The following is a 26,802-nucleotide window of genomic DNA, read 5'->3' as shown; positions in this document are numbered from 1 at the left end:
TGTTGTGATCAACCTCCCATTTTTCTGCGACCGCAGCGCGCGTAAGCTAAGCGCCATATTCAGGAAATGAGGCAAACTATTCATGAGCAAGATTTTAATTATCGATGGCGGCAAAACCTTTGCCCACTCTAAAGGCGAACTGAACCACACGCTGACCGACGTTGCGGCCAGCCAGCTGCGTGATATGGGGCATGAGGTGTCTGTGACCCTGGCTGACAGCGACTACGTGGTCGCCGATGAAGTGCAGAAATATGTCGATAGCGATGTGGTGATTTATCAGATGCCAGGCTGGTGGATGGGCGAGCCGTGGACGGTGAAGCGTTACATCGATGAAGTCTTTACCGAAGGCCACGGCTCACTCTACGCCAGCGATGGCCGTACCCGTTCTGATGCGGCGAAGAAATATGGTTCCGGCGGTCTGCTGCAGGGCAAAAAATATATGCTGTCGCTGACATGGAATGCACCGCTGCAGGCCTTTACCGACCCGGAGCAGTTCTTTGAAGGTGTCGGCGTTGACGGTCTTTATCTGCACTTCCACAAAGCCAACCAGTTCCTGGGCATGGAAGCGCTGCCGACCTTTATCTGCAACGATGTGATTAAAGCGCCGGACGTGCCACGCGATATTGCCGCTTATCGGACCCATCTTAGTCGCGTTTTTGCGTAAGATGGCTGGGGGATACCCCCTATTTTCCCACGAAAGAGGAATTCGCGAATGTTAACAGTCGTTGCTGAAATTTGTGTCAAACCCGGTCGTCGTCAGGCCGTGCTGGATGCGGTGAAAAAACTGATCCCGCTGGTTTTAGAAGAAGAAGGCTGCCATCAGTATGACGCGCTGCTGGACCATCAGGCGCAGGTGCCGTGGAAACAGAACTCGCCGGACTCCATTTTTATGCTGGAACAGTGGGAAACGCTGCGTCATCTGGAGCAGCATCAGCAGATGCCGCACATGGATGCGCATCGCGCCATCATTAAAGATGATGTGGTGGATGTGAAGATTCTGGTGCTGGAACCCAGCGCCTGATTCGTGCTGAAGGCTTTACCCCTTTTCGGTAAAAGGGGTCAAGGCTGCTGACAACCTCAAACCTGAGTGCCTCTGGCAGCAATGAATTAGCTCAACGCGAAGGGAACACGGTCAGAAGAGGAAAGCGTCCCGCGCCAGGGATGGCGCGGGTAGAGCGACCAGGGACTGGCTTGAGCGTCTTTCCGATCTGACCGTGTTCCCTGTGCAAGCACAATCTCACAGCGAATCCGGCCAGACTTGCCAGCATCTCCAAACCCCTGCCCTATGACAGGGGTTTTTTATTATGCCAGGAGAGATCACAGCAGCTGACGCCGATCAATCTCGGTGCGGAGAAAATCCAGGAAGCAGCCGATGCGCGAAGAGAGCGTGGTGTTGCGGTAATAGACCGCATGCACCGGCAACCGCAGCTCGCGGGTTTCAGCGGGGAGAACCGGCACCAGCCGGCCTGCCGCGCAATCTTCCCGGCTGACAAAGTCGGAGAGGCGTGCGATCCCCTGTCCTGCCAGCGCCAGCTGCCGGATGGTTTCGCCGCTGGAGGCAGAGATTGTGGGCTTAATGCGCATGAAATCGCCATCAGGCTGCCAGATCGGCCAGACGTTGTGCGCCTCAAGATGGCTGAAGCCGATGATTTGATGCTGCGCGAGATCGGCCACGCTCTGCGGGGTGCCCGCTTTCGCCAGATAGGCCGGACTGGCCATCAGCCGGATCGCACTGCTGCCAAGCATCCGGGCGCGCAGCGTAGAGTCGCGCAGTTCGCCGATGCGAATGGCAATGTCCGTTTGCTGCTCCAGCAGATCGATCAGGATATCGTCGGTATTCAGTTCAAGCTGGATCAGGGGATAGCGGGCGCGGAAATCGTCCACCAGCGGCACAATCACATGCAGCATAAAAGGGGTGGCGGCGTTTACCCGCAGCCGCCCTGACGGCATCTCGCGCCGCAGGGCTATCTGCTCTTCAGCCTGCTCAACCGAGGCCAGGATCTGGCGCGCATGCTCCAGAAAAACCTGTCCCTCTTCGGTCAGCGCCAGCCGTCGGGTGGTGCGATGCAGCAGGGTGGTCTGCAGCTTACTCTCCAGCCGGGACAACGCCCGGCTGATGCCCGAACTGGTCTGCGCCAGCTGGGATGCCGCCGCGGTAATGGAACCGCTGTCCACCACCGCCACCCAGGCACGTAACTCTTCCAGGGTAATTTTCACAAGGATTACTGTCTCTGCTCTGAATCTGCCGGGTTCTCCGGGGATGTGCTGGCTGAAGCACAAAGAGAACAGGACGCTTTCGCGTCCTGTTTTTTTACACTTCGATATCGGCCTTGTCGCCTTTTTCCTGCAACCAGTTACGCCGGTCTTCGGAGCGTTTCTTCGCCAGCAGCATATCCATCATGCGCAGCGTCTGGTCGATATCCTCTTCACTGATGGTCAGCTGTACCAGACGGCGGGTATTCGGATCCAGCGTCGTTTCGCGCAGCTGCAAGGGGTTCATCTCACCCAGCCCTTTAAAGCGCTGAACGTTAGGTTTGCCCTTTTTGCGTTTCAGCTGCTCCAGCACGCCCTCTTTCTCATCTTCATCCAGCGCGTAGTAGACCTCTTTTCCGAGATCGATACGGTAGAGCGGCGGCATGGCAACGTAGACGTGTCCGTTTCTGACCAGTGAACGGAAATGTTTCACGAACAGGGCACACAGCAGCGTGGCGATGTGCAGACCATCCGAGTCCGCATCCGCCAGAATGCAGATCTTGCCGTAGCGCAGCTGTGAAAGATCTTCGCTGTCGGGATCGATGCCGATCGCCACGGAAATATCATGCACTTCCTGCGACGCCAGCACCTCATCGGAAGAGACTTCCCAGGTGTTAAGGATCTTGCCCTTAAGCGGCATGATCGCCTGATATTCACGATCGCGCGCCTGCTTGGCCGAGCCGCCTGCCGAGTCCCCTTCGACCAGGAACAGTTCTGTTTTATTCAGATCCTGCGCGGTGCAGTCCGCCAGTTTGCCCGGCAGAGCCGGACCGCTGGTGAGCTTTTTACGCACCACTTTTTTGGCTGCCCGCATACGTCGCTGGGCGCTGGAGATCGCCAGCTCAGCCAGCTGCTCTGCGATCTGGATATTCTGGTTCAGCCACAGGCTGAAGGCATCTTTTACCACGCCAGAGACAAAGGCTGCGCACTGACGTGAAGAGAGGCGCTCTTTGGTCTGCCCGGCGAACTGCGGATCCTGCATCTTCACCGACAGCACATAGGCGCAGCGATCCCAGATATCTTCAGCGGAGAGCTTCACGCCACGCGGCAGAATGTTGCGGTATTCGCAGAACTCGCGCATCGCATCCAGCAGCCCCTGACGCAGGCCGTTGACGTGAGTCCCGCCCTGCATGGTCGGGATCAGGTTAACGTAGCTTTCAGTTAACAGCTCACCGCCTTCCGGCAGCCACAACAGCGCCCAGTCAACCGCTTCCACATCGCCAGCAAAGCTGCCGACAAACGGTTTTTCCGGCAGCGTCGGTAAGCCATTCACCGCTTCGCACAGGTAGTCAGTCAGGCCATCTTCGTAGCACCAGGTCTGTTCGGTATTGTTCAGCTTGTCTTTAAAGACAATCTCAACGCCAGGACAGAGCACCGCTTTGGCTTTCAGCAGATGTGATAAGCGTGACACCGAAAAACGTGGGCTGTCGAAGAAGCTTTCATCGGGCCAGAAATGGACGCGCGTGCCGGTGTTGCGTTTAGCCACCGTGCCGGTAACCGTGAGATCCTGGACTTTGTCGCCGTTCTCAAACGCCATGTCATAGATTTCGCCATTACGGCGCACCGTGACTTCGACGCGTTTTGACAGGGCGTTAACCACCGAGATACCAACGCCGTGCAGGCCGCCCGAGAACTGATAGTTTTTATTGGAGAACTTGCCGCCCGCGTGCAGACGACACAGGATCAGCTCGACGGCAGGCACGCCCTCTTCCGGGTGAATATCCACCGGCATGCCGCGACCATCATCAATAACTTCCAGCGACTGGTCAGCGTGCAGAATCACTTCAACCCGCTTCGCGTGGCCGCCCAGCGCCTCATCGACGCTGTTATCAATCACTTCCTGACCCAAATGGTTGGGTCGCGTCGTATCGGTGTACATCCCCGGGCGACGGCGAACAGGCTCAAGGCCAGTCAGGACCTCAATGGCATCCGCGTTATAGTTAGATTGACTCATCGTAAATGTCTGATTAGAAGGGTGAAATGGGGTGCGATTTCCGCATTACTCAGGGATGATTCAGACCGAGAAAGTCCAGAATCTGCGGGAAATGGCGCTCGAATCCAGTAAATGCATGATTTCCGCCCTCTTCTACCGTGTGACGGCACGCGCTGTAATAGTCGAGCGCCTGACGGTAATCGAGAACTTCATCGCCGGTCTGTTGCAGCAGCCAGAGTAAATCGGGCGCTTCCAGCGGTTCAATCTGCATTACTTTCAGATCGTAAATGTGGCGTGACTCTAACACATATTGCTGGCCGGTGTAGGGATTCTGATTTTCGCCCAGGAAATCCGCCAGCAGCTCAAAAGGCCGTACCGCGGGATTGACGACCACAGCAGGCAGCATAAAGCATTGCGACAGCCAGGTGGCGTAATAACCGCCCAGCGACGAGCCCACCAGCCCCAGCGTTTCGCCACTGCGGCTCAGTACCAGATCTTCCAGCATTGCGGCGGCATCGGCCGGAAACGTCGGCAGCTGGGGCACGATCATTTCGATCTCCGGATGCTGCGCCTCTAACCATTGCCGGAACTGCGTCGCCTTAGCCGACTGCGGCGAGCTGTTAAAACCGTGCAGATAGAGTAATGCCGCCACGCGTCAGTATCCTTCTGAGTCTAAATCGGGACGAAAAGCGTCGGTGTCGAGCCGGTTAACCTCGGTCTCAAGGCCGCCATCCGGATACAGCGTGAACCAGCGCCAGCCTGGTGCCACGGTGTCGATCGTAAAGCTGGTGCAGTGCGGTTTGAACTGAACGCAGGTTGAAGGGGTGGCCAGCACACGACGACCGTGCCACTCAAGATCCAGCTCCTGGTGAATATGACCACAGACCAGCGTCCGGGCTAACGGGTAATGCTGTAACACCGCATCGAGCTGATGTGAGTTGCGCAGGCTGTGCTGATCGAGCCAGGTACAGCCAGAGGCCAGCGGATGGTGGTGCAGCAGGACCAGCGTATGACGTTGCGGATAGCGGGCCAGCGCGTTATCGAGCCACTCCAGCTGATAATCGCTCAGCATCCCGTGCGGCACACCCGAGACCTGGCTGTCCAGCAACACAATCTGCCACTGCTCACCCACCAGCACCTGCTTGTGGGCATTGATATGAGCGGCTGCAAGCGTGTCGAACATCGCGGGCTGAAAATCGTGATTACCGGGCAGCCAGACGCAGGGCCGCGGCAAACGTGAGATGCCCTCAGCAAAATGCTGATAGGCTTCGATAGAGTGATCCTGGGCGAGATCGCCGGTGGCGATAATCAGGTCGTAGTCGCGATGTTGCGCAATAATCGCATCCAGCACCGCTTTATAGCTCGACCAGGTGTTCACCCCAAGCAGCGATTCATGTTTTCCCGCGAACAGGTGGGTATCCGTGATTTGCAAAATCCTGATTTCGGAACCGTTCGCTGCAGGAAGAGTTAGCAGGCTATCCAAAGCGTTTCCTTCGTCTCCACGCCATTTACTGCATTATACGCATCAGCAGACCGGAACTGCCATCGCCCCATGTGCCAGGCAGTAGCGCAGCCAGTCTGCGAGAAACTGGTTTATCTGATGTTTTTCATCGCGCTGATGCAATTTTTTATTAGGATAATCATAGCGCGCTTTGAAACGATAGATCTGTTGAGTTGAACACACTTCGGCGACCATCGCATCGTGATAGAGCCTTACCGACATCGAGGGCAGACTCCAGTAACTCACGGCAGGCGCGACCTGGCGGATCTCCACCAGCGTGGTGTAGCGTGTGGACTCCTGGATCGTCAGCTGATAACGGGCGCCACTCACCTGATAGATCACCGATTCTCCCGCCTCATCGTTACGCGGCAGCAGGCGGCGTAACTGGGCGAAATTGGTTTCGCAGAGCCGCATCATTTCGGGAAAGTCAGGGGTATAGCGCTGTTTCATTTTTGTATCCACTCTTCGCGTAGTTTCTCATGGTGCAACGCCAGCCATTGCAGGGCGATGACAGACGCCGCATTGTCAATTATCCCCTCTTCCACCCAGCGGTAAGCCTGTTCGCGGCTTACCACATGGACAAGAATATCCTCATTCTCTTCCTCCAGACCATGGCATCCCTCTGCCTGGCTGGCATCCACTTCCCCAATCAGCACCGACAGACGTTCGCTGGTGCCGCCAGGGCTGGCCAGATAGTTAAGCATGGGCTTAATCCGGCCGACCTCTAATCCTGCTTCTTCAACGGCTTCACGGCGCACGACCTGCTCGACAGATTCACCGGGCTCAATAATGCCGGCGACCATCTCCAGCAGCCAGGGCGAAGCACTGCTGTCATAAGCCGGGATGCGGATCTGTTCAATCAGCACCACTTCATCGCGTAAGGGATCATAAGGTAGCAGCACGGCGGCATGTCCGCGCTCAAAAACTTCGCGCTGTACTTCCCCACTCATTTCGCCGTTAAACTGGCGGTGGCGGAAGCGATAACGTACGACGGAAAAAAAACCATCATAGACGGTTTCGCGTGCAATAATTTCTACATCGTTTTTTGTGAAAGTCACAGGGGATTTTTTTTCTTCCGGCATCATCGGGTTCCTTATGCAGATTGGGGTGGAGCGAAAAAAGCCTGTAACCGTGCTCCATGTAAGTGGTTCTTTCTGAATTATTTACGTAAATTAGGGGGAGAAGGCACGTTCAGCCAACTTATCTCACAGTTGCCCTCTGCTAGAATCGGCGATAATTTTTTGGCTTACCCGGCAGCGCACCCACTGCAATTTGCTGCAACAAAAGGAATGCAAATGAAAAAACTGCTCCCATTTTTTATTGGGCTGAGCCTGGGCGGTTTCAGCTTCGCCAGCCAGGCCGAAGACCTGCTTCAGGTTTATCAACAAGCACGTCTGAGCAACCCGGATCTGCGCAGCGCCGCTGCCGATCGCGATTCTGCCTTTGAGAAAATCAACGAAGCGCGTAGCCCATTATTACCCCAGCTCGGCCTGGGTGCAGACTACACCTATAACAACGGCTATCGCGACAGTAGCGGTCTCCATTCCAACACGACCAGCGGCTCGCTGCAATTAACCCAGACTATTTTCGACATGTCGAAATGGCGCGCACTGACCCTGCAGGAAAAAGCTGCCGGTATTCAGGATGTGACCTATCAGGTGGCGCAGCAGGATCTGATTCTGAACACCGCGACCGCCTACTTCAACGTGCTGAAAGCGATTGATACCCTTTCTTACACCGAAGCGCAGAAACAGTCGATCTATCGCGAACTGGATCAAACCACTCAGCGCTTTAACGTTGGCCTGGTTGCCATTACTGACGTACAGAACGCCCGTGCGCAATATGACAGCGTGCTGGCTAACGAAGTGACCGCGCGTAATAACCTCGATAACAACGTGGAAACGCTGCGTCAGATCACCGGCATGGACTACATGTCGCTGGCGTCGCTGAGCATTGATCGCTTCAGAACCGATAAGCCCGAACCGGTCAGCGCGCTGCTTAAGCAGGCGGAAAGCCGTAACCTGTCGCTGCTCTCTGCGCGTCTGAACCAGGATTTAGCCCGTGAGCAGATCCGCTCCGCTGAAGCTGGTCACATGCCGACGCTGGGTCTGACGGCCTCTACCGGCATGTCGAACAGCAAATATGGCGGCAGCCGTGCGAACCAGAGCCAGGGGTCTACTGACTCCATTACCGGTTCTAACCAGGTGGGTCTGAGCTTCTCACTGCCACTCTATAGCGGCGGCAGCGTCACCTCTCAGGTGAAACAGGCGCAGTACAGCTTCGTCAGCGCCAGTGAATCACTGGAAAGCGCGCACCGCTCTGCGGTTCAGACAGTCCGCTCATCGTTTAACAACGTGAATGCTTCTATCAGCAGCATCAACGCTTATAAACAGGCCGTGGTCTCTGCGCAAAGCTCTCTGGATGCGTCAGAAGCGGGCTATCAGGTTGGTACGCGTACTATCGTTGATGTGCTGGATGCAACCACCGTGCTCTACAACGCTAAGCAGCAGCTCTCTGATGCGCGCTATAGCTATCTGATTAACCAGCTGAATATCAGCTATGCGCTGGGTACGCTCAATGAGCAGAGCCTGCAGAAACTGAACAGCCAGCTGGGTAAAGAGATCCCGACCTCACCGGAAACGGTAGCACCGGAAAATGCACAGCAGACCGCGCGCGTGGATAGCGGTCCGGCAGCAACCGGCTCTTCTGAGGCAGCGCGTCCTGCGGCTCGCCACAGCAGCGGTAATCCTTTCGGTAATTAATGAGCGGACGGGCTGCTTTGCGGCCCGTCTCTCTGTTGAACGTATAACTAAGTAAAGATCCCTGTTGTATCAGGCCTCCAGCTTCAATTTTACCCCCCCATCCCCTATTCTATGCGCTACCTTTGGGCACAGGATAATCATAATGAAACGCACAAAATCTATTCGCTATGCCGCTTTTCGCAAAAGCTGGCAGGCACGCCATTTAACGCCCGTTGCTATCGCCGTTTCGGCGGTATTTATGCTGGCTGGTTGTGAACAGAACGACGAAACAGTTTCGATGTACCAGAATGCCGATGACTGTTCAAAAGCCAATCCGGGCCAGAGTGCCCAATGTACTACCGCATTCAATGAAGCGAAAAAAGAGGCGGAACGCACCGCGCCAAAATATGCCACGCGTGAAGATTGTGTCGCTGAATTTGGTGAAAACCAGTGTCAGCAGACACCGGCTCAGGCGGGCGTGGGCACCACTAATGCCGAATCGCAGCAGAGTGGCGGCAGCTTCTGGATGCCACTGATGGCAGGTTACATGATGGGTCGCATGATGGGCGGTGGTTCGGGCTTTGCACAGCAACCGCTCTTCTCACCGAAAAATGCCCGCAGCCCGGCCAATGGTCAGTTTGTTGATGCATCAGGCCGTAATTATGGTGCAGCAACATCCGGCAAAAGCATGACCGTGCCGAAAACGGCGCTGGCACCAAAACCGGCTACCACCTCCACCATTACCCGTGGTGGCTTTGGTGAAACCGTCGCGAAGCAGAACAGCATGCAGCGTAGCAGCGCCAGCGGCACTTCCAGCCGCTCAATGGGAGGCTAACGCCCCGATGGAACGCATTGCCATTTCAGAGCGCCCAGGCTGGCGCGAAAAAGCCACCGAGTTCGGTTTTCGTTTTCACACCATGCATGGTGAACCCTACTGGTGTGAAGATGCTTATTACCAGTTCACGCTGGCGCAAATCGAGCATCTGGAAGATGTGACCGCTGAATTACATCAAATGTGCCTGCAGGTGGTGGAAAAAGTGGTTAACAGCGAAGTGCTGCTGACTAAATTCCGCATCCCCAAACACACCTGGGACTTCGTGCGCGATTCATGGCATCAGCGTCAGCCTTCGCTTTACTCTCGTCTGGATCTCGCCTGGGATGGCAAAGGCGATGTAAAGCTGCTGGAGAACAATGCCGATACGCCGACCTCGCTGTATGAAGCGGCATTTTTCCAGTGGCTATGGCTGGAGGACCAGCTTAACGCCGGTCAGCTCCCCGCAGGCAGCGATCAGTTTAATAGCCTGCAGGAAAAGCTGATTGAACGCTTTGCCGCGTTACATCAGCAGCACGGCTTCAACTGGCTGCACTTCGCCTGCTGCCGTGACACCGACGAAGATCGCGGCACCGTGCAATATCTTCAGGATTGCGCCACCGAAGCGGGACTGCCGAGTGAGTTTCTCTACATGGATGAAATTGGACTGGGCGAAAAAGGGGAATTTACCGACGCCCAGGATCAGGTGATTAGCAACCTGTTCAAGCTCTATCCGTGGGAATTCATGCTGCGTGAGATGTTCTCCACCAAGCTGGGCGATGCTGGCGTGCGCTGGCTGGAACCGGCCTGGAAAAGCATTATCTCGAATAAAGCCTTGCTGCCGCTGCTGTGGGAGATGTTCCCGAATCACCCTAATCTGCTGCCCGCCTGGTTCGCGGAAGATGACGTGCCGCACATGGACAAATATGTGGTGAAGCCGCTGTTTTCACGTGAAGGTGCCAACATTCGCATCGTGGAAAATGGTCAGGAGATCGCCCGCGTCGATGGGCCGTATGGCGAAGAGGGAATGATCGTCCAGCAGTTCCATCCGCTGCCTAAGTTTGGCGACAGCTATACGCTGATCGGCAGCTGGCTGATTGACGATCAACCGGCCGGTATCGGCCTGCGGGAAGATCGCGACCTGATCACGCAGGATCTTTCCCGTTTCTATCCGCACGCTTTTATCGGTTAATGCACCGCGATAATCTCCGTTTGGTTTAGCGGTTAGACCGAGCCTGCGCAAAGAACACGGTCAGATCGGAAAGACGCAAAAGCCGTCATCCATGACACGCTCGGCCCGCGCGATTACGCACCTCATCCCTGAGGTGCGCCCGTAGCCGGGCCAACGCTTTGCGTTGTTCAAAGACGCTCCCGGCGTTTTTGTCCCTGGCGCGGGACGCTTTCCTCTTCTGACCGTGTTCCCTGCACAATAAGCTCTTCTATGGCTGTCAGCTTCGCCCTAACCTACCTGAACCGACAACATGCTGATCGCACCCATCTCCATGCCATCAACCGGAATGCTGATGGCGTCATCCGGCTGACGTGCGCCAAGTACATAGAGCAGCGGCAGATAGTGCTCAGGTGTCGGATTAGAAAGCGCCGCACCAGGATGATCCATAAAGTTAACCAGCGGATGAGAAGCAGCATCGCTCTGCACCGCCAGGTTATCGCGCACGAACTGTTCAAAACTGCTGGCCCATGGATAAACTTCGCTGTTGCCATCCCAGCGCACTTTACGCAGGTTATGTACCACGTTGCCGCTGGCGACAATCATCACACCCTGATCGCGCAGTGCAGCCAGTTTCTGGCCCATCTCAAAGTGCCATGCCGCAGGTTTGGTGCCATCAATGCTTAGCTGGACCACCGGAATATCGGCCTCCGGATACATCTTGATCAGCACACCCCAGGAACCATGATCCAGTCCCCACTCGTGATCCAGCGTCACCGCAACGGGCGCTAACTGCTCCACCAGCTGCTGCGCCAGTTCAGGCGATCCCGGTGCCGGATAGCGCGTATCAAACAGCGCCTGCGGAAAGCCCCCAAAATCATGAATGGTCTCAGGCTGTGCCATTGCCGTCACGGCGGTGCCGCGCGTATACCAGTGCGCCGAAACCGCAATAATCGCGCGTGGACGTGGCAGAGTATCGCCCAGGTGACGCCACGCGGCGGTATAGCGATTCTCTTCAAGGGCATTCATCGGGCTGCCGTGACCCAAAAACAGCGCTGGCATTCGTAACTGGCTCATTCGTGATCCCCGGGATCGAGTATTTGATAGCCATTACGATACGCGCATCCGCTGCTTTATCACGCGGATAACCATGATGGTGATCATCAGGAAATTTGAATGAAATTTAACGTGGCAGGTTTAACAGCGCTTTCGGCATGAAAGAGAGAGGAGAAGTCAGCGGTCAGGCCGCGCCATTCCGGGCGGCAGGAAGAAAAACAGGCCCGGGAGGAGCCTGTTTATCGCGGCAGCCAGATTAGCTGGCGTGGCGTGTTTCGTGCGCGCGACGCCAGGCGATCAGATCTTCGATGGTCACCACCGGCATGTTGTGCTGACGGGCGAACGCAATCGCTTCTGGCGCATGGGCCATGGTGCCATCGTCGTTGGTCAGTTCGCACAGCACACCTGCGGGCTTAAAGCCGGCCAGGGTGACTAAATCAATAGTCGCTTCGGTATGCCCGCCACGGGTTAATACGCCGCCTTCGCTGGCACGCAGCGGGAAGACATGACCAGGGCGATGCAGATCGGTGGGTCTGGCATTGTCGGCAATGGCGGCGCGGATGGTGGTGATACGATCCTGCGCGGAGACGCCCGTGGTGACGCCTTCTGCGGCCTCAATGGTCACGGTGAAGCCAGTGCCGAAAGAGCTGGTGTTGTTTTCCACCATCATTGGCAGATCGAGCTGCTGGCGACGCGCTTCGGTCAGGCAAAGGCAGACGATGCCGCTGCCGTGACGGATAGTCAGTGCCATCTGTTCAACGGTCATGGTTTCTGCGGCGAAGATCATGTCGCCTTCGTTTTCGCGATTTTCATCGTCGAGTACCATCACACCGCGTCCCTCACGCAGGGCGGCGATAGCACGTTCTACACGCTGTTCAGGCGTGCCAAATTCAGAAAGTAGCGTCTGATTCATGGTAATAAAAACCTTAAAATGTATGGGTTACCAGAATCAGGGCGTGCTTAGGAGTGACGTCAAAAAGACGTGGCAATAACGTGAAGCAGACACAATTGTCCGACAGATGTCGTTACCCTCTCCCATCCGGACTGTAACCGTCGGCCCCGGAATTACACCGGATCTGCTGACCTTTACCTCTCTTTTCATTAAGATAAAGCGCTCGCGGGCTTTCAGCCGAAGCTGATTTACCGCCGGTGGGGAATTGCGCCCCGCCCTGAGAATAAGCACTTTAACTATAACGCCGATCGTTTGAGGCGGCAATCATCAATAGCGCAATTGCTTTTGCATTTCCTGCGTTACCGATTTGAGGTTTATCCTTTTCATTTCTGGCATTACACTTAACACTTATTACGTTGGTAAACACGCTGACACAGCTCCCCGTAACCAGGAAATCATCATGATCGACACGAAAAAAATTGAACAACTTGCCCGTCAGGTTCACGAAGCGATGCCTAAAGGTGTTCGTGAGTTTGGTGATGATGTCGAAAAGAAAATTCGTCAGGTTCTTCAGGCGCAGCTGACCCGGATGGATCTGGTCAACCGTGAGGAGTTCGATGTGCAGACGCAGGTATTACTGCGTACACGTGAGAAGCTGGCGGCGCTGGAGCAGCGTCTGGCGCAGCTGGAAAGTCAGGGTTCATCAGCCGGTACGCCGCCGACGGCAACCGCACCAGTAACACCTGCTGCGGCGACCACACCATCAGCCGCCGTAGCGACCTCACCTGCAGCCTCGCCGTCACCGGTTGCGGACGTGGTGAAGCCTGTTGCGGACAACAAGCCAGAATAAGCCCTTAAGCGGGAGCGCGGCTCCCGCTTACGCTGCGCTTTAGCTGCCGCGGATGGTTTTGATAATGTTGGTAGTGGAGATACCATCTTCGAAGTTCAGCACCTGAACGTCGCCGCCATTTGCCCACACTTCTTTGCTGCCCGCGATATCTTCCGGCTTGTAATCTCCCCCTTTGACCAGCAGGTCAGGGAGAATGCCCGCAATCAGCCGCTGCGGCGTATCCTCTTCAAATACCACCACCCAGTCGACCGCTTCCAGCGCGCCCAGCACGATCATCCGGTTTTCCTGTGGGTTCACCGGACGGCTTTCGCCTTTCAGACGTTTAGTCGATGCATCGCTGTTCACCGCGACAATCAGTCGATCGCCGAGCTTGCGGGCATTTGCCAGGTAGGAGACATGACCGGCATGCAGAATGTCGAACACGCCGTTGGTCATCACCACTTTTTCGCCACGGCGGCGGGCCATCTCAACGGCGGCTTTTAACTGCGCTTCGGTCATGATGCCGAAACCCTGTTCCGGGCGGGCATGAATCGCATTTTCCAGCTCAACGGTGCTGACGGTAGACGTACCAAGTTTCCCCACCACCACACCCGCAGCCGCATTGGCCAGGAAACAGGCTTCTTCCAGCGAATCACCGGCCGCTAATGCCGCCGCCAGCACGCCAATCACCGTATCGCCGGCACCGGTCACGTCATAGACTTCCTGTGCCTGGGTGGGCAGATGCAGAGGCGCTTTGCCCGGCTGCAGCAGCGTCATGCCATTTTCTGAACGGGTCACCAGCAGCGCGGAGAGGTCAAAATCGGCGATCAGCTGGGTGCCGCGCGCCACAATTTCCTCTTCGTTTTTACATTTGCCGACCACGGCTTCAAACTCAGAGAGGTTCGGCGTCAGCAGCGTCGCGCCACGGTAGCGCGCAAAATCGGTGCCTTTCGGGTCGATTAATACCGGTACGCCCGCTTCGCGCGCCAGAGTAATCATGGTCTGCACGCTGGAGAGCGCGCCTTTGGCGTAATCGGACAGCACCAGCGCACCCGCGGCGGCCAGTGAATCACGCATTTTCTGGTGAATCGGTTCCGGATCGACCTGATCAAAGCCCTCTTCAAAATCGAGACGGATCAGCTGCTGATTGCGGGAAAGCACGCGCAGTTTGGTAATGGTCGGATGGCTTTTGACCGCCACGAAGTCACAATGTACGTTGACGTCTTTCAGCGTGTTACTCAACACTCGCGCCGCATCATCTTCGCCAGTCAGGCCAATCAGGCGCGACGCGGCACCGAGTGCTGCAATGTTCATCGCCACGTTTGCCGCGCCGCCAGGGCGCTCTTCAACCGTGTCCACTTTCACCACCGGAACCGGCGCTTCAGGGGAGATACGGCTGGTTGGGCCATACCAGTAACGATCCAACATTACATCGCCAACAACCAGCACTGAGGCTTGGCCGAACGCGGGCAGAGTCACTTTCATTCCAGACACTCCAGACTGCATTAAAAATAGTGCGCGGATGATAGCACAGTTGCGATTTGTGCTATCAGCATCACGCCAGGATAGACGCAGGCGTTATCAGCCAGCGCTGCCAGCTGCTCAGAACCGTCTGCCGCTCCGCTGCATAGGCCTCTGGCTCAACGTGGCCGGGCTGTTCCTGCAGGGCGCGATGGTGCAATGCGTCGCGCAGCGTCACATAAGCCTGCGTCAGCGCCTGTGCTTCATCGGCGGGCATTTTATGGTACTTCGCCATCAGCTCGAAAATGCGCACATTGTCAGACCAGCGCGTCAGTTCAGGCTGCTCAGCGGCGTAGCGTAAGACAAGATATTGGGCGATGAATTCAATATCGGTGATGCCGCCCGCGTCGGCTTTAATATCCCAGCGACCTTTATGTTTGTTGCTGAGGTGAGCGCGCATCTTTTCACGCATCTCACGCACTTCAGTTTGCAGCGCTTCCGCGGCACGTGGCAGCGACAGAATCGCCTGACGAATCACGCTGAAACGTTCACCCAGTGCCGCCTCGCCAAAGACGACGCGTGCCCGGACCAGCGCCTGATGCTCCCAGGTCCAGGCTTCACTGCGCTGATACTCTTCAAAGGCCTCAAAGGTACTCACCAGCATGCCCGCCGCGCCCGAAGGACGCAGGCGCGCATCCACTTCATAGAGAATGCCGGAGGAGGTGCGGGTACTGAAGAGATGCATGATGCGCTGGGCGAGGCGCAGATAGAACTGACGGCCATCGATGCTGCGCTCCCCTTCTGTCACCGCATCTGCCGGGCAGTCATGCAGGAACACCAAATCGAGGTCAGAACTGTAACCCAGCTCCCAGCCACCCAGTTTGCCGTAGCCCAGCACGGCAAAACCGCGTTCATGTTCATTACTCAGATGCGAAGGACGGCCGTAACGCTGCACCATCATATTCCACGCCTGGCGCACCACAGATTCGATAATCGCTTCTGCCAGCCAGGTGAGATGATCGCTGACTTTCATCACCGGCAGCGTTCCGGCGATGTCGGCGGCAGCAATACGCAGATGCTGTGCCTGCTTAAACTGCCGCACCGCTTCCAGCTGCTGCTCTTCGTCCTCGGTAGGGATGCGCAGCAGATACTGACGCAGCTCATCGCGATAGGCATCGGTGGCGGTTGGTTGATAGAGCGTGGCGGGATCGAGCAGTTCATCCAGCAATAAGGGATGACGCGCCAGCTGGCTGGCTACCATCGGTGAGGCGGCGCACAGGCGAATTAAGTGGCGCAGCGCACCATGATATTCGGTCAGCAGCTCCAGATAGGTGCTGCGGGTCAGCACGCCGATCAGCAGCGGCGTCAGGCGACCGAGCGTCACCGCCGCATCTTCACGCGGGCAGACTTCGCTCAGCAGACGCGGCATCAGCTGGTCCAGCGCCTGACGGCCACGCGGGCCGATGGTGCGCCGGTTGATATCCTGACGAAACGCCTCCAGCGTCTGGTGCAGCGTAATCCGCTGCTCGTCACTGAGCTGCGGCACCAGCGGCGCCAGTTCGCTATCCTCCAGCTGGTCCTGCCACAGCACCTGAAACTCTGCCAGCTCACGCTGATCGCCAATCTCAGGGGTATCTTCGCCAATCAGCTCGTCGAAGATGGCGCGCACCGCCGCCATCTGGCCGTCGAGCCGGGTCATCAGAGCAGGCCAGTCGGCACAATCCATCGCCCACGCCAGCCGGGCGCGATGCAGTTCATCCTCTGGCAGGGTCTGGGTCTGCTCGTCCCCCAGGCTTTGCAGCAGATTCTCCAGCCGCCGCAGAAACAGGTAGGCAACACGCAACGCATCGACCTGTTCCGCGGGCAGCAGGGCCAGGGTTTTGATCGCCTCCAGCGTCGGCAGCAGTGAGCGCAGCTGTAACGAGCGCTCACGCCCGCCGCGAATCAGCTGGAATACCTGCACGATAAATTCGGTTTCACGGATGCCGCCCGCGCCCAGTTTGATATTGTTCTTCAGCCCACGTCGCCGCACTTCGCGGCTGATCATCCCTTTCATGTTACGCAGTGACTGGATCACGCTGAAGTCGATGTAGCGGCGGTAAACGAATGGCCGCAGCATCTGCTGCAGCTCCAGGCTCCAGCGATCGTGGTCATCACCCATCAGCCGCGCCTTGACCATGGCGTAACGCTCCCAGTCGCGTCCCTGCTCCTGGTAATAATCTTCCAGCGCGGCAAAGCTCATCACCAGCGGGCCGCTGTCGCCAAACGGGCGCAGACGCATATCCACCCGATAGACAAAACCATCCATGGTGGGTTGATCCAGCACTTTAATCAGCCGCTGTCCCATGCGGGTAAAGAACTGAGCGTTGTCGAGTTCACGCCGTCCGCCACGCGTTGTGCCGTTTTCCGGCCAGGCAAAAATCAGGTCAATATCAGAAGAAAAATTGAGTTCGCCGCCGCCCAGCTTGCCCATGCCCAGAATCAGCATCGGCTGCGCGTCGCCGTCCGCATTACAGGGCGTACCAAAATCACGACAGCAATCCTGATAAACCCAGTCACGCGCCCGGCTGATCAGCACTTCGGCTAATGCGCTGAGCTGTTGCAGGCTCTGTTCGGTTGTGGCGTGCTGCAGAGACTGCATCCAGGCGATGCGTACCAGCATACGGCGACGAAACAGCCGCAGTTCACGCATCAGGCTCGCTTCACTGTCGATGCCGCTAAGCGCCTGATTGAGCCACGCAGAGTAGTGTTGCCACTCATCAGGCTGCGGCGGCTGGTCGAGCATCGCCTGCCACCAGTCGGGATGTTGTTGCAGGTTTTCCAGCACAAAATCGCTGAAAGCCAGACCGGCAGCCTGCTCCGGGCTTAACGAAGCCAGCGGAACCCCAAGCTGTCGGGCGGCCTCTTCGGCCTGGTCGCGTAGCAACGCGGGAAGTGCTGACAACATAACTCCCTCCTTGATGGCGTGACGGAATACCCGTTAGCGACCAGCGCCGCTGGTGAGCCAGAACGGAGGCTGTTTCAGCGCCTGCATCGCCAGCCAGGCTAACCCGGACGTCTGTTTTTCATGAATTGCCGACAGCAGCTGTTGCCACGGGTCGAGCCAGCTCACGACCGCCTCAGACGGATAGAATCCCGCCAGCAGGTGGACGGTAAGCAATTGACGCGCCAGACGGGTGGCTTTGTCCTGATACTCGTTGGGTTGTTTTACCGTGATGAACGTTTCTCTCAGATCGGCATTGACGCGGCTCAGCATAATGTCGCTGAAGCGTTTATAGGACCCCTGCAGCTTGGCTTCCCCTTTGGCATCGATCCACTGACGCCACTGAGATTCAGCCAGCCAGTGTGTCAGCGCCAGCTGCGTCTCAACCGAGAGGGAAGATAAGCAGAAAGTAGCAGCATCCTGCTCTTCATTCACCAGCGTCTCTTCCAGCGTAGTCAGCTGCTGACGCAGCGCACTACTGGCTTTACGCGGCACCAGCGCACCAAACAGGCTGAACGCCTGACGCAGCAGATCCAGCGCTTCGCGCACCGCATCCTGGGCCGCCGCATTGCCGCGCAGCCAGACTTCTTCATGATATTGCCAGTGATGAAGTCCTGCCGACATCGCGGCCACCATGCCCTGCTCTACGGTGGCTTTGGCGCCCGCTTTCAGCAGCGGGAAAGGCTGTATCTGGCGCGGCGGATTACCCTGCGCCAGCTGATAGCCGCGGGCAGCTTTGCTCAGGCTGCCCATACGCAGACCGCCCAGCGCCACCAGCTGCTGTGCGAAGGCCAGCAGATCCTGGCGTTCGCCACGTTTCAGCTCCAGCTCGATCTCGCACAGCGGTTCGCTGAGATCACCTGCCGTGACCCCGCCCTGATCAAACGCCACTTCAATTTCACTGTTGCCTGTGGTGATCAGCCAGATCTCGCGCTGGAAATGGGTGGTGAACAGGGGCTGCAAGCGCGGCTGCAACGCCGCGACATCGGTGCCCTGCGGCCAGATCTCTGCCGGCAGGCGTGCAATGTCCAGAACCGGTTCGCTGAGCTCAACGTTGTATTCCGGGCGCTGATGCAGTCCGCCGAGCGTCTGCCCCGCCGCTTTCAGCGTCATTTCATAACGCTGGTCTACGCCGCGGATACGCAATCCCATATCCCAGCGTCGTAGCTGGTTGTCGTCGGTTTCAAAGTAGATGTTGGTCAGCTCGCGAGCAGCCTGATGCTGATGCGGCAGAGTGGAGAGCAGTTCAGCCAGTTTCCCGGCCGCCTGTGGAGTTGCAATGAACTTTAGTTCGATTTCGATGGTCATAATTTTTTATTCACTACGCCGCTGGCACTTAAGAGGGTGTTTCCTGCATATTTCAGGCGATTATCAGCAGGTTACTCAAGCTGTCGCCTGGAGGGCAAGGGGTTATCAGGCGAAGATTAATGCACAGAAGCCGCGCTGTCTCTGCTTTCTTTGCTCTTTCGCAGACCTTTTCGCACTCTCATGAGACCAGGATAGTTCTCATTCAGATTTATGCGAGGCCTCTCCAGACTGTGCCGGTAAATTTTTAGTCAGACTAAGCCAAACGAAATCGAATGAAAAAAATTACTCTCGCTGGACTCACTTTGCTGGCCCTTAGCACCCTTGCACCTGCCCATGCCGACGAAAAACGCTATGTTTCTGATGAACTTTCAACCTGGGTTCGCAGTGGACCGGGCGATCAGTTTCGCCTGCTCGGTAAGCTGAACGCCGGGGAAGAGGTGCAGCTGTTACAGACCAACAATGACACGCATTATGGCCAGATCCGTGATTCGGAAGGCCGCACCACCTGGATCCCCCTGTCGCAGCTCAGTGCTAATCCGAGCCTGCGCACCCGGGTGCCTCAGCTTGAGCAGCAGGTGAAAGATCTGACTGCCAAACTGGATAACATCGACAACAGCTGGAACCAGCGCACGGCTGAGATGCAGAACAAAGTCGCCAGCAGCGACGGCGTTATCAACGGGCTGAAAGGCGAGAATCAGAAGCTGAAAAATGAGCTGATCGTCGCGCAGAAGAAAGTCAGCGCCGCTAACGTTCAGCTGGATGATAAGCAGCGCACCATCATCATGCAGTGGTTTATGTATGGCGGCGGCGTGCTGGGCGTCGGCCTGCTGCTGGGCCTGTTACTGCCGCACATGCTGCCGCGCCGTAAGAAAAGCGATCGCTGGATGAACTGACACCATTTAGCCGGATTTGAGCAGGGGATCGCAGGATCCCCTTTTTGGCATGTCTGCAATCCGGGGAATCTGTGCAACAATAAAATGATATGCACCGCTGATTTCAGGCGCGGGACGCGCCCGGCGTGCAGGTCATTTCTTTTTCTCTGGAGTTTTGCGTGAAGACGTTTCTTGTTGGCGGTGCGGTGCGTGATGCGCTGCTGAATCTGCCGGTTACAGACAAAGATTGGGTGGTGACAGGTTCCACGCCCGAAGCCATGCTTGAGCAGGGCTATCACCAGGTCGGTCGCGATTTTCCCGTTTTCCTGCATCCCGTCAGTCGCGAAGAGTATGCGCTGGCACGTACCGAGCGGAAAAACGGGAAAGGCTACACCGGTTTTGTCACCTGGTCCGCGCCCGACGTGACGCTGGAGCAGGACTTACAGCGCCGCGATCTGACCATCAATGCGATTGCGCAGGATGAAAACGGCGTGCTGGTCGATCCTTATAATGGCCAGCGTGATATTGCCCTGCGCCTGCTGCGTCACGTCTCTGACGCCTTCAGTGAAGATCCGCTGCGGGTACTGCGCGTTGCGCGCTTTGCGGCGCGTTTTGCCCATCTCAACTTTCGTATTGCCCCCGAAACCCAGCTGCTGATGCAGCAGATGGCCGAAAGCGGCGAGCTGTCGAATCTCACTGCTGAGCGGGTGTGGAAAGAGACGGAAAAGGCGCTGAGTTCCCGTAATCCGCAGGTCTATTTTCAGGTCCTGCGCGACTGCGGTGCATTGCAGGTGCTGTTTCCTGAGCTGGATAATCTGTTTGGTATTCCTGCGCCGATTAAGTGGCACCCGGAGATCGACACTGGCGTCCATACGCTGATGACACTGGCGATGGCCGCCGCCCTCTCCAGTGAGATCGAGGTGCGCTTCGCCACGCTGTTCCATGACGTCGGCAAGGCGCTGACGCCGCCTGAGTTGTGGCCCAGCCACCACGGTCATGGTCTGGCGGGCGTTCCGCTGGTCGAGGCGCTGTGCCAGCGACTGCGGGTGCCAAACGCGATTCGCGATCTGGCGCTGATTGTGACCGAATTTCACGACGTGGTGCACACCATTGAACGGCAATCTGCCGCGTCGCTGGTGGCACTATTTGACCGGATCGATGCCTGGCGTAAGCCACAGCGCGTTGAGCAGATGGCGCTGACCAGTGAAGCGGATGCGCGCGGGCGAGCCGGACTGGAGAGCATGCCTTATCCGCAGGGCGACTATCTGCGTCGTGCTTTTGCGCTGGCGCAGGCGGTGCCGACCAAAGCGGTGGTCGAAGCGGGATTTAAAGGTGCAGAAGTGCGGGAAGAGTTGACGCGACGACGGATTGACGCCGTCGCGCAGGGTCTGGCGATTACGCAGCCTGACTAGCAGGCTGCGTGGGCTTTACATGAAGACCATGTAAACCGCGGCTGCCACAATAAAACGGTAGATCGCGAACGAAACAAACGAGATGCGTTTGATCAGCTGAAGGAAAGCTTTAATCGCAATCAGCGCCACGATAAACGCCGTGACAAAGCCCACCGCAAACATCGGGAAATCCGCCATCGTCAGGAAGCCGATGCTCTTGTACATATCCAGTACGGTCGCACCCATCATCATTGGCACCGCCAGGATGAAGGAGAACTCCGACGCGGCATAGCGGCTCACGCCCATCAGCATGCCACCGGAGATGGTTGCACCGGAACGTGAGAAGCCCGGCCACAGCGCTAAGCACTGGAAACAGCCAATCATAAACGCCTGACGATAGGTAATATCATCGACGCCCACCGCTTTCGGCTGTTTTGGCTTAAGGTACTCAGCTGCCAGCAGCAGCACACCCCCTACCACCAGGGCGTACATCACGTTGATCGGATTAAACAGCGTTTTGATCTGATCGTGCAGCACCAGACCCACGACCACAGCCGGTACCATACCCAGCAGGATATGGATCAGCGACAGACGGCCAGTGCCGACGCCTTCATGTTTAACTTCGCCAAAGTGGATGCCAATCAGGCCAAACAGACGGCGCCAGAACATCACTACTACAGCCAGAATCGATCCTAACTGGATCACAACTTCAAAGGTCTCGGCTTTTTCACCCTCAAAGCCCAGCAGGTGACCCACTATAATCATGTGCCCTGTGGAAGAGACCGGTAAAAATTCGGTCAGCCCTTCCACAACGCCCAGGATTGCAGCTACCCAAAGCTGATGAATATCTGCCATCAAATGTTTCCTCTATCCGTTTCAAAACCATTAAAAAGGCGGTAGCGCGTGGCTATCGCCTGAAATCATGCCGCTATCAGCCTGAATTAAACCTTAAGGTCTACACCATTTCGCCTGCTGTAACGAAACGGTACACGCTATGACAGACAGTAATTTGGTTTGGTTTCATTGTGATGGCAATCACATCGTATTTATTTAGGAATAGTCCCGCGCTCAATTCGCACGCCAACCTGTGCTGCCTGGGCTACAGCCCCCGGTTTGCTTACCTTTATGCGGACGCCAGGCGAATTGAAACGGTTCATCAACAGATCCGCGATTTCTTCAGCAACCCGTTCAACCAGCGCAAAACGACTGCCGGTAAGATGCGTCAGAATCGCCGAGGAGACATCCGCATAGCTCAGACAATCTTTCACATCGTCGCTGCTGGCCGCCAGACGGTTATCCCAGGCCATTTCGACATCGAGCACCAGCTTCTGCTGTATGCCCTGTTCCCAGTCGTAAACGCCAATGGTGGTGAAAACCGTGAGTTGTTCTATAAATACGATATCCATGATGAGAGTCTCTGTTTTTGGCTAAGCCGGATACCACTTCCGGCTGATTATGCGTATTATCCACGGTTAAAGAGATCAAAACGACCCTAAAGGGAACGGTACGGTGTTATGAGTGCTTTCGCGCTTGGTATGATTATTTTCGCGTATCTTTGCGGTTCGATTTCCAGTGCGATTCTGGTTTGCAAACTCGCTGGCCTGCCCGATCCGCGCACACACGGTTCCGGCAATCCGGGTGCCACCAACGTCCTGCGTCTGGGCGGTAAAACCGCAGCAGCCAGCGTATTAGTGTTTGATGTGCTGAAAGGGATGGTGCCGGTCTGGCTGGCCTATCTGATGCACGTGACTCCGCTCTATCTCGGCCTGACCGCCATTGCCGCCTGTCTGGGTCATATCTATCCGGTGTTCTTTCACTTTCGCGGAGGCAAGGGTGTGGCGACGGCATTTGGCGCGATTGCGCCGATTGGCTGGGACTTAACCGGGCTGGTGACCGGCACCTGGCTGTTAACGGTCTTACTCAGCGGCTATTCCTCGCTGGGTGCCATCGTCAGCGCGCTGATCGCGCCTTTTTATGTCTGGTGGTTCAAACCGCAGTTCACCTTCCCGGTTTCCATGCTCTCCTGTCTGATCCTGCTGCGTCATCACGACAATATTCAGCGGCTGTGGCGGGGTCAGGAAGGCAAGATCTGGAAGCGCAAAAAGAAATCTCAGCCATAAAAAAAGCCGGCAAGCCGGCTTTTTTCACATCAGATGGCGGGCAGTTCCGACAGCGGCCAGCGCGGTCGCACGCTGACGCTTAACTCTCCCCGCGTTCCGCCTTTTAACCGCACCATGCCCGCATACGCGATCATCGCACCGTTATCGGTACAGAACTCCGGGCGGGCGTAGAACACTTCGCCGCCGCGCTTTTGCATCATGATCGCCATCTGCTCGCGCAGTGTGCGGTTAGCGCTGACGCCACCGGCAATCACCAGACGCTTAAAGCCGGTCTGATCCAGCGCACGCTTACATTTGATCGACAGCGTATCTACCACCGCATCTTCAAAAGCGCGGGCGATGTCAGCACGGGTCTGAGCATCATCATCATTGGCGCGGATAGTATTGGCGGCAAAGGTTTTCAGGCCGGAGAAGCTGAAATCCAGGCCCGGACGATCGGTCATCGGACGCGGGAAGGTAAAACGTCCCGCCGTGCCCTGCTGCGCCATCTTCGACAGCATTGGCCCGCCCGGATAATCCAGCCCAAGCAGCTTGGCCGTTTTGTCGAACGCTTCACCCGCCGCATCATCGATCGATTCACCCAGCAGCGCATATTCACCAATGCCGGTGACGCTAATCAGCTGCGTATGTCCGCCCGACACCAGGAGTGCAACAAACGGAAATTCCGGCGGATTCTCTTCCAGCATCGGCGCCAGCAGGTGGCCTTCCATATGGTGGACCGGCACGGCGGGGACTTTCCAGGCAAACGCCAGGGCGCGGCCAATGGTGGCACCAACCAGCAGCGCACCGACCAGTCCAGGGCCTGCTGTGTAAGCCACCGCGTCGATCTGCTGCGGCTCCAGACCGGCCTCTTTCAGCGCAGCCTGAATCAACGGCACGGTTTTACGCACGTGATCACGTGAGGCCAGTTCCGGCACCACACCGCCATAATCGGCGTGCAGTTTTACCTGGCTGTAGAGTTGGTTAGCCAGTAATCCGGCCTCGTCATCATAGATTGCGATGCCGGTTTCATCGCACGACGTTTCAATACCCAGAATTCGCATTGCATCACCTCATTCTTGCGGCGCGCAGTTTATCACAGCAATTGGATGTGCAGCGCGGGCATCCACCGTAAAAAGTCATTTTCTGTCGGCTAAAGAGTGCGCTATACTCCCGCCCCTGGAAAAACCGGCAGCCGCACAGGCAAACGCTCCTGTTGGTTTCAAATTATCCATGGTGCTTTACAAACCAACTTGAGTTGGAGTAAAATGCTGCACCATTTTGAAATGTGCTGGCGCCGCAGTCAGCAGCAAAAACCGAATTTTATCGAGGTGAGAGTTACATGCCGGTAATTAAAGTACGTGAAAACGAGCCATTTGACGTAGCACTGCGTCGCTTCAAGCGTTCATGCGAGAAAGCAGGCGTTCTGGCTGAAGTTCGTCGTCGTGAGTTCTATGAAAAACCGACTACCGAACGTAAGCGCGCTAAAGCGTCAGCAGTTAAGCGTCACGCCAAGAAACTGGCTCGCGAAAACGCACGCCGCACTCGTCTGTACTAAGTCGTTCCGGAGGTCCGCCTCCACCGCGTGATTCACGCAGACAGAGTCAAGTAAAAGGCCGTGCTTTCCGAAAGGAAGCGCGGCTTGTTGCCGTTTATGAGCTGAAAATCTGGGGCGTATGGCTGGACGAATTCCACGCGTATTTATCAACGATTTACTTGCCCGCACGGATATCGTGGATCTTATCGATGCCCGCGTTAAGCTGAAAAAGCAGGGTAAGAATTTCCATGCGTGCTGTCCTTTCCATAATGAAAAAACGCCCTCTTTCACCGTAAACGGCGAAAAGCAGTTCTATCACTGTTTCGGCTGTGGTGCACACGGCAACGCTATCGACTTTTTAATGAACTTTGATCGTCTGGAGTTTGTGGAAAGTATTGAAGAGTTAGCCACTTCCCACGGTTTAGACGTGCCTTATGAAGCAGGCAGCGGGCCCAGCCAGATGGAACGCCATCAGCGCCAGAGCCTGTATCAGCTGATGGAGAACCTGAACGGTTTTTATCAGCAGGGTCTGCAGCAATCCAGTGCGCAGCCAGCACGCGACTATCTTGATCGTCGTGGTCTGAGCGCCGAAATCATCAATCACTTCGCCATAGGTTACGCGCCAGCCGGCTGGGATAACGTTCTCAAGCGTTTTGGTAAGCAATCGGAAGATCGCGAGTCATTGATGGAAGCGGGCATGCTGGTCAGCAATGACAAAGGCCGAACTTATGACCGGTTTCGCGACCGCGTCATGTTTCCGATTCGCGATAAGCGTGGACGCGTCATAGGTTTTGGCGGACGCGTGCTGGGTAACGATACGCCGAAGTATCTGAACTCGCCGGAAACACCTATTTTCCATAAAGGCCGCCAGCTCTATGGCCTTTATGAAGCCGTTAAGAACCATCCTGAACCCGCCCGCCTGTTAGTGGTTGAGGGATACATGGACGTGGTTGCGCTGGCGCAGTACGGGATAGATTATGCCGTCGCGTCATTAGGCACCTCCACCACTGCTGAACACATTCAGTTGCTGTTTCGCAGTACCGACACCGTGATCTGCTGTTACGACGGCGACAGGGCGGGTCGTGAAGCGGCATGGCGTGCGCTTGAAACCGCATTGCCTTACATGAATGATGGTCGTCAGCTACGCTTTATGTTTTTACCCGATGGTGAAGACCCGGATACGCTGGTACGCAAAGAGGGTAAAGACGCCTTCGAAGCGAGGATGGAGCAGGCGATGCCGCTCTCTTCGTTTTTATTTGATAGCCTGCTGCCGCAGGTGGATCTGAGCTCACGTGACGGAAAAGCGCGCCTGAGCACGCTGGCTTTACCGCTGATTACGCAGATCCCTGGTGAGACCTTACGTATTTATATGCGTCAGGAACTGGGGAATAAGCTGGGTATTCTTGACGACAATCAGCTTGAAAAGCTGATGCCGAAGCTGGCCGCAAGTGGAACGACGCCGGTAGCGCCACCGCTGAAGCGTACCACTATGCGCGTGCTGATCGCGTTGCTGATTCAGAGTCCGCAGCTGGCCACCCTGGTGCCTTCGCTTGATGGGCTGTCTGAGTCAAAAATGCCGGGTTTACCGCTATTTATTGAATTAGTGGGCCGTTGTAATGAGAATCCTGGATTGACCACCGGTCAGCTACTAGAGTTATATCGCGGAACAAATTTTAGTCAGACGCTTGAAACACTGGCGATCTGGAACCACATGATAGTAGATGAGGAAGCCGAAGCGGTGTTTCAGGACTCGCTGGCCAGCATCTACGACTCTGCTCTTGAAGAGCGCCTGGAGTTTTTGATTGCGCGTGAACGCACCCAGGGACTGAGCGCCGATGAGCGCCGGGAACTCTGGACTCTCAGTCAGGCGTTTGCCAGAAAGTAACTGTTTTCAGCACGCTGCCCGTTCTGACAGAGGAAAGGGCAGATTGCCTGTTTTAGTGCTGCCAGCTGTTTCACTACCGTGA

Annotated in this window: 25 protein-coding genes and 1 riboswitch; of the genes, 11 read left to right on the top strand and 14 right to left on the bottom strand. The window is 56.4% G+C overall.

Annotation, left to right across the window (positions count from 1 at the left end; genetic code table 11):
* The first annotated feature begins 82 nt into the window (after positions 1–82).
* Positions 83–664, top strand: a complete 582-nt coding sequence (locus tag ACK13D_RS08390; RefSeq protein ID WP_010249028.1) for an NAD(P)H-dependent oxidoreductase — start codon at positions 83–85, stop codon at positions 662–664.
* A gap of 48 nt (positions 665–712) precedes the next feature.
* Positions 713–1,021 (top strand): putative quinol monooxygenase, encoded by a 309-nt coding sequence (locus ACK13D_RS08385; RefSeq protein ID WP_010249029.1) that lies wholly within the window; start codon positions 713–715, stop codon positions 1,019–1,021.
* A 296-nt stretch (positions 1,022–1,317) separates the two neighbouring features.
* Here the strand turns inward: ACK13D_RS08385 and ACK13D_RS08380 are convergent, their stop codons facing one another.
* The 6 genes from ACK13D_RS08380 to nudF form a co-directional block, all read right to left on the bottom strand.
* Entirely contained in the window at positions 1,318–2,217 is a 900-nt protein-coding gene (locus ACK13D_RS08380; protein WP_010671124.1) for a LysR substrate-binding domain-containing protein, read from the bottom strand.
* Positions 2,218–2,311: 94 nt separating this feature from the next.
* The gene (parE, locus tag ACK13D_RS08375; RefSeq protein ID WP_010249031.1) at positions 2,312–4,207 is read right to left on the bottom strand and encodes a DNA topoisomerase IV subunit B; all 1,896 of its coding nucleotides are present in this window, start codon (positions 4,205–4,207) and stop codon (positions 2,312–2,314) included.
* A gap of 49 nt (positions 4,208–4,256) precedes the next feature.
* Positions 4,257–4,838, bottom strand: coding sequence for an esterase YqiA (gene yqiA / locus ACK13D_RS08370; protein ID WP_010249032.1), 582 nt, complete (start codon positions 4,836–4,838; stop codon positions 4,257–4,259).
* 3 nt (positions 4,839–4,841) lie between these two features.
* Positions 4,842–5,669: a 3',5'-cyclic-AMP phosphodiesterase gene (cpdA, locus tag ACK13D_RS08365; protein ID WP_022623882.1), complete on the bottom strand. Its 828-nt coding sequence runs from the start codon at positions 5,667–5,669 to the stop codon at positions 4,842–4,844.
* 42 nt (positions 5,670–5,711) lie between these two features.
* Positions 5,712–6,137 (bottom strand): DUF1249 family protein, encoded by a 426-nt coding sequence (locus ACK13D_RS08360; protein ID WP_008925735.1) that lies wholly within the window; start codon positions 6,135–6,137, stop codon positions 5,712–5,714.
* Positions 6,134–6,769 (bottom strand): ADP-ribose diphosphatase, encoded by a 636-nt coding sequence (gene nudF, locus ACK13D_RS08355; protein WP_010671126.1) that lies wholly within the window; start codon positions 6,767–6,769, stop codon positions 6,134–6,136. The genes ACK13D_RS08360 and nudF overlap by 4 nt, the downstream gene beginning before the upstream one ends.
* A 213-nt stretch (positions 6,770–6,982) precedes the next feature.
* On the opposite strand from nudF, the gene tolC reads away from it, so the two are divergent.
* The 3 genes from tolC (at position 6,983) to ACK13D_RS08340 (ending at position 10,431) form a co-directional block, all read left to right on the top strand.
* A complete protein-coding gene (gene tolC, locus ACK13D_RS08350; protein ID WP_010249035.1) occupies positions 6,983–8,449 on the top strand; it encodes an outer membrane channel protein TolC in 1,467 nt (488 codons plus the stop codon).
* A gap of 142 nt (positions 8,450–8,591) precedes the next feature.
* A complete protein-coding gene (locus tag ACK13D_RS08345; protein WP_010249037.1) occupies positions 8,592–9,263 on the top strand; it encodes a DUF1190 family protein in 672 nt (223 codons plus the stop codon).
* Between the two features lie 7 nt (positions 9,264–9,270).
* A complete protein-coding gene (locus ACK13D_RS08340; RefSeq protein WP_163799444.1) occupies positions 9,271–10,431 on the top strand; it encodes a glutathionylspermidine synthase family protein in 1,161 nt (386 codons plus the stop codon).
* A gap of 267 nt (positions 10,432–10,698) precedes the next feature.
* Here ACK13D_RS08340 and ygiD read toward each other — a convergent pair whose 3' ends face one another.
* The gene (gene ygiD, locus ACK13D_RS08335; RefSeq protein ID WP_010249041.1) at positions 10,699–11,484 is read right to left on the bottom strand and encodes a 4,5-DOPA-extradiol-dioxygenase; all 786 of its coding nucleotides are present in this window, start codon (positions 11,482–11,484) and stop codon (positions 10,699–10,701) included.
* Between the two features lie 235 nt (positions 11,485–11,719).
* Positions 11,720–12,376: a 3,4-dihydroxy-2-butanone-4-phosphate synthase gene (gene ribB / locus ACK13D_RS08330; RefSeq protein WP_031590879.1), complete on the bottom strand. Its 657-nt coding sequence runs from the start codon at positions 12,374–12,376 to the stop codon at positions 11,720–11,722.
* 110 nt (positions 12,377–12,486) lie between these two features.
* A riboswitch (FMN riboswitch) is annotated at positions 12,487–12,644 on the bottom strand.
* Between the two features lie 171 nt (positions 12,645–12,815).
* Between ribB and ubiK the strand changes: the two genes are divergently transcribed.
* Positions 12,816–13,205 (top strand): ubiquinone biosynthesis accessory factor UbiK, encoded by a 390-nt coding sequence (gene ubiK / locus ACK13D_RS08325; RefSeq protein ID WP_010249045.1) that lies wholly within the window; start codon positions 12,816–12,818, stop codon positions 13,203–13,205.
* A gap of 39 nt (positions 13,206–13,244) precedes the next feature.
* Here ubiK and hldE read toward each other — a convergent pair whose 3' ends face one another.
* The 3 genes from hldE to ACK13D_RS08310 form a co-directional block, all read right to left on the bottom strand.
* Positions 13,245–14,669 carry a bifunctional D-glycero-beta-D-manno-heptose-7-phosphate kinase/D-glycero-beta-D-manno-heptose 1-phosphate adenylyltransferase HldE gene (gene hldE / locus ACK13D_RS08320; protein WP_010249049.1) on the bottom strand — a complete coding sequence of 475 codons (1,425 nt, stop codon included), beginning with the start codon at positions 14,667–14,669 and terminating at the stop codon, positions 13,245–13,247.
* Positions 14,670–14,739: 70 nt separating this feature from the next.
* Positions 14,740–17,592, bottom strand: coding sequence for a bifunctional [glutamate--ammonia ligase]-adenylyl-L-tyrosine phosphorylase/[glutamate--ammonia-ligase] adenylyltransferase (gene glnE, locus ACK13D_RS08315; RefSeq protein WP_163843884.1), 2,853 nt, complete (start codon positions 17,590–17,592; stop codon positions 14,740–14,742).
* 33 nt (positions 17,593–17,625) lie between these two features.
* Positions 17,626–18,936, bottom strand: coding sequence for a CYTH domain-containing protein (locus ACK13D_RS08310; RefSeq protein ID WP_167430423.1), 1,311 nt, complete (start codon positions 18,934–18,936; stop codon positions 17,626–17,628).
* A 272-nt stretch (positions 18,937–19,208) separates the two neighbouring features.
* On the opposite strand from ACK13D_RS08310, the gene ACK13D_RS08305 reads away from it, so the two are divergent.
* Entirely contained in the window at positions 19,209–19,829 is a 621-nt protein-coding gene (locus ACK13D_RS08305; protein ID WP_008925741.1) for a TIGR04211 family SH3 domain-containing protein, read from the top strand.
* Between the two features lie 158 nt (positions 19,830–19,987).
* On the top strand, positions 19,988–21,220 hold the full coding sequence (locus ACK13D_RS08300; RefSeq protein WP_045139609.1) for a multifunctional CCA addition/repair protein: 1,233 nt from the start codon (positions 19,988–19,990) through the stop codon (positions 21,218–21,220).
* Between the two features lie 15 nt (positions 21,221–21,235).
* Here ACK13D_RS08300 and bacA read toward each other — a convergent pair whose 3' ends face one another.
* Together bacA and folB are read right to left on the bottom strand one after the other, a co-directional pair.
* On the bottom strand, positions 21,236–22,054 hold the full coding sequence (gene bacA / locus ACK13D_RS08295) for an undecaprenyl-diphosphate phosphatase (RefSeq protein ID WP_010249058.1): 819 nt from the start codon (positions 22,052–22,054) through the stop codon (positions 21,236–21,238).
* A gap of 191 nt (positions 22,055–22,245) precedes the next feature.
* Entirely contained in the window at positions 22,246–22,605 is a 360-nt protein-coding gene (gene folB, locus ACK13D_RS08290; protein WP_010249061.1) for a bifunctional dihydroneopterin aldolase/7,8-dihydroneopterin epimerase, read from the bottom strand.
* A gap of 108 nt (positions 22,606–22,713) precedes the next feature.
* Between folB and plsY the strand changes: the two genes are divergently transcribed.
* Positions 22,714–23,319: a glycerol-3-phosphate 1-O-acyltransferase PlsY gene (gene plsY / locus ACK13D_RS08285; protein WP_010249063.1), complete on the top strand. Its 606-nt coding sequence runs from the start codon at positions 22,714–22,716 to the stop codon at positions 23,317–23,319.
* Between the two features lie 29 nt (positions 23,320–23,348).
* On the opposite strand, the gene tsaD is transcribed toward plsY, so the two are convergent.
* On the bottom strand, positions 23,349–24,362 hold the full coding sequence (gene tsaD, locus ACK13D_RS08280) for a tRNA (adenosine(37)-N6)-threonylcarbamoyltransferase complex transferase subunit TsaD (RefSeq protein WP_022623892.1): 1,014 nt from the start codon (positions 24,360–24,362) through the stop codon (positions 23,349–23,351).
* Between the two features lie 278 nt (positions 24,363–24,640).
* On the opposite strand from tsaD, the gene rpsU reads away from it, so the two are divergent.
* Positions 24,641–24,856, top strand: a complete 216-nt coding sequence (rpsU, locus tag ACK13D_RS08275; protein WP_001144069.1) for a 30S ribosomal protein S21 — start codon at positions 24,641–24,643, stop codon at positions 24,854–24,856.
* 118 nt (positions 24,857–24,974) lie between these two features.
* A complete protein-coding gene (gene dnaG / locus ACK13D_RS08270) occupies positions 24,975–26,720 on the top strand; it encodes a DNA primase (protein ID WP_010699748.1) in 1,746 nt (581 codons plus the stop codon).
* Positions 26,721–26,802: the final 82 nt, after the last annotated feature.

The organism is Pantoea sp. K16 (genome assembly GCF_048452805.1).
Taxonomy (GTDB): domain Bacteria; phylum Pseudomonadota; class Gammaproteobacteria; order Enterobacterales; family Enterobacteriaceae; genus Pantoea; species Pantoea agglomerans.
This window is presented reverse-complemented; position numbering and strand designations above follow the sequence as displayed.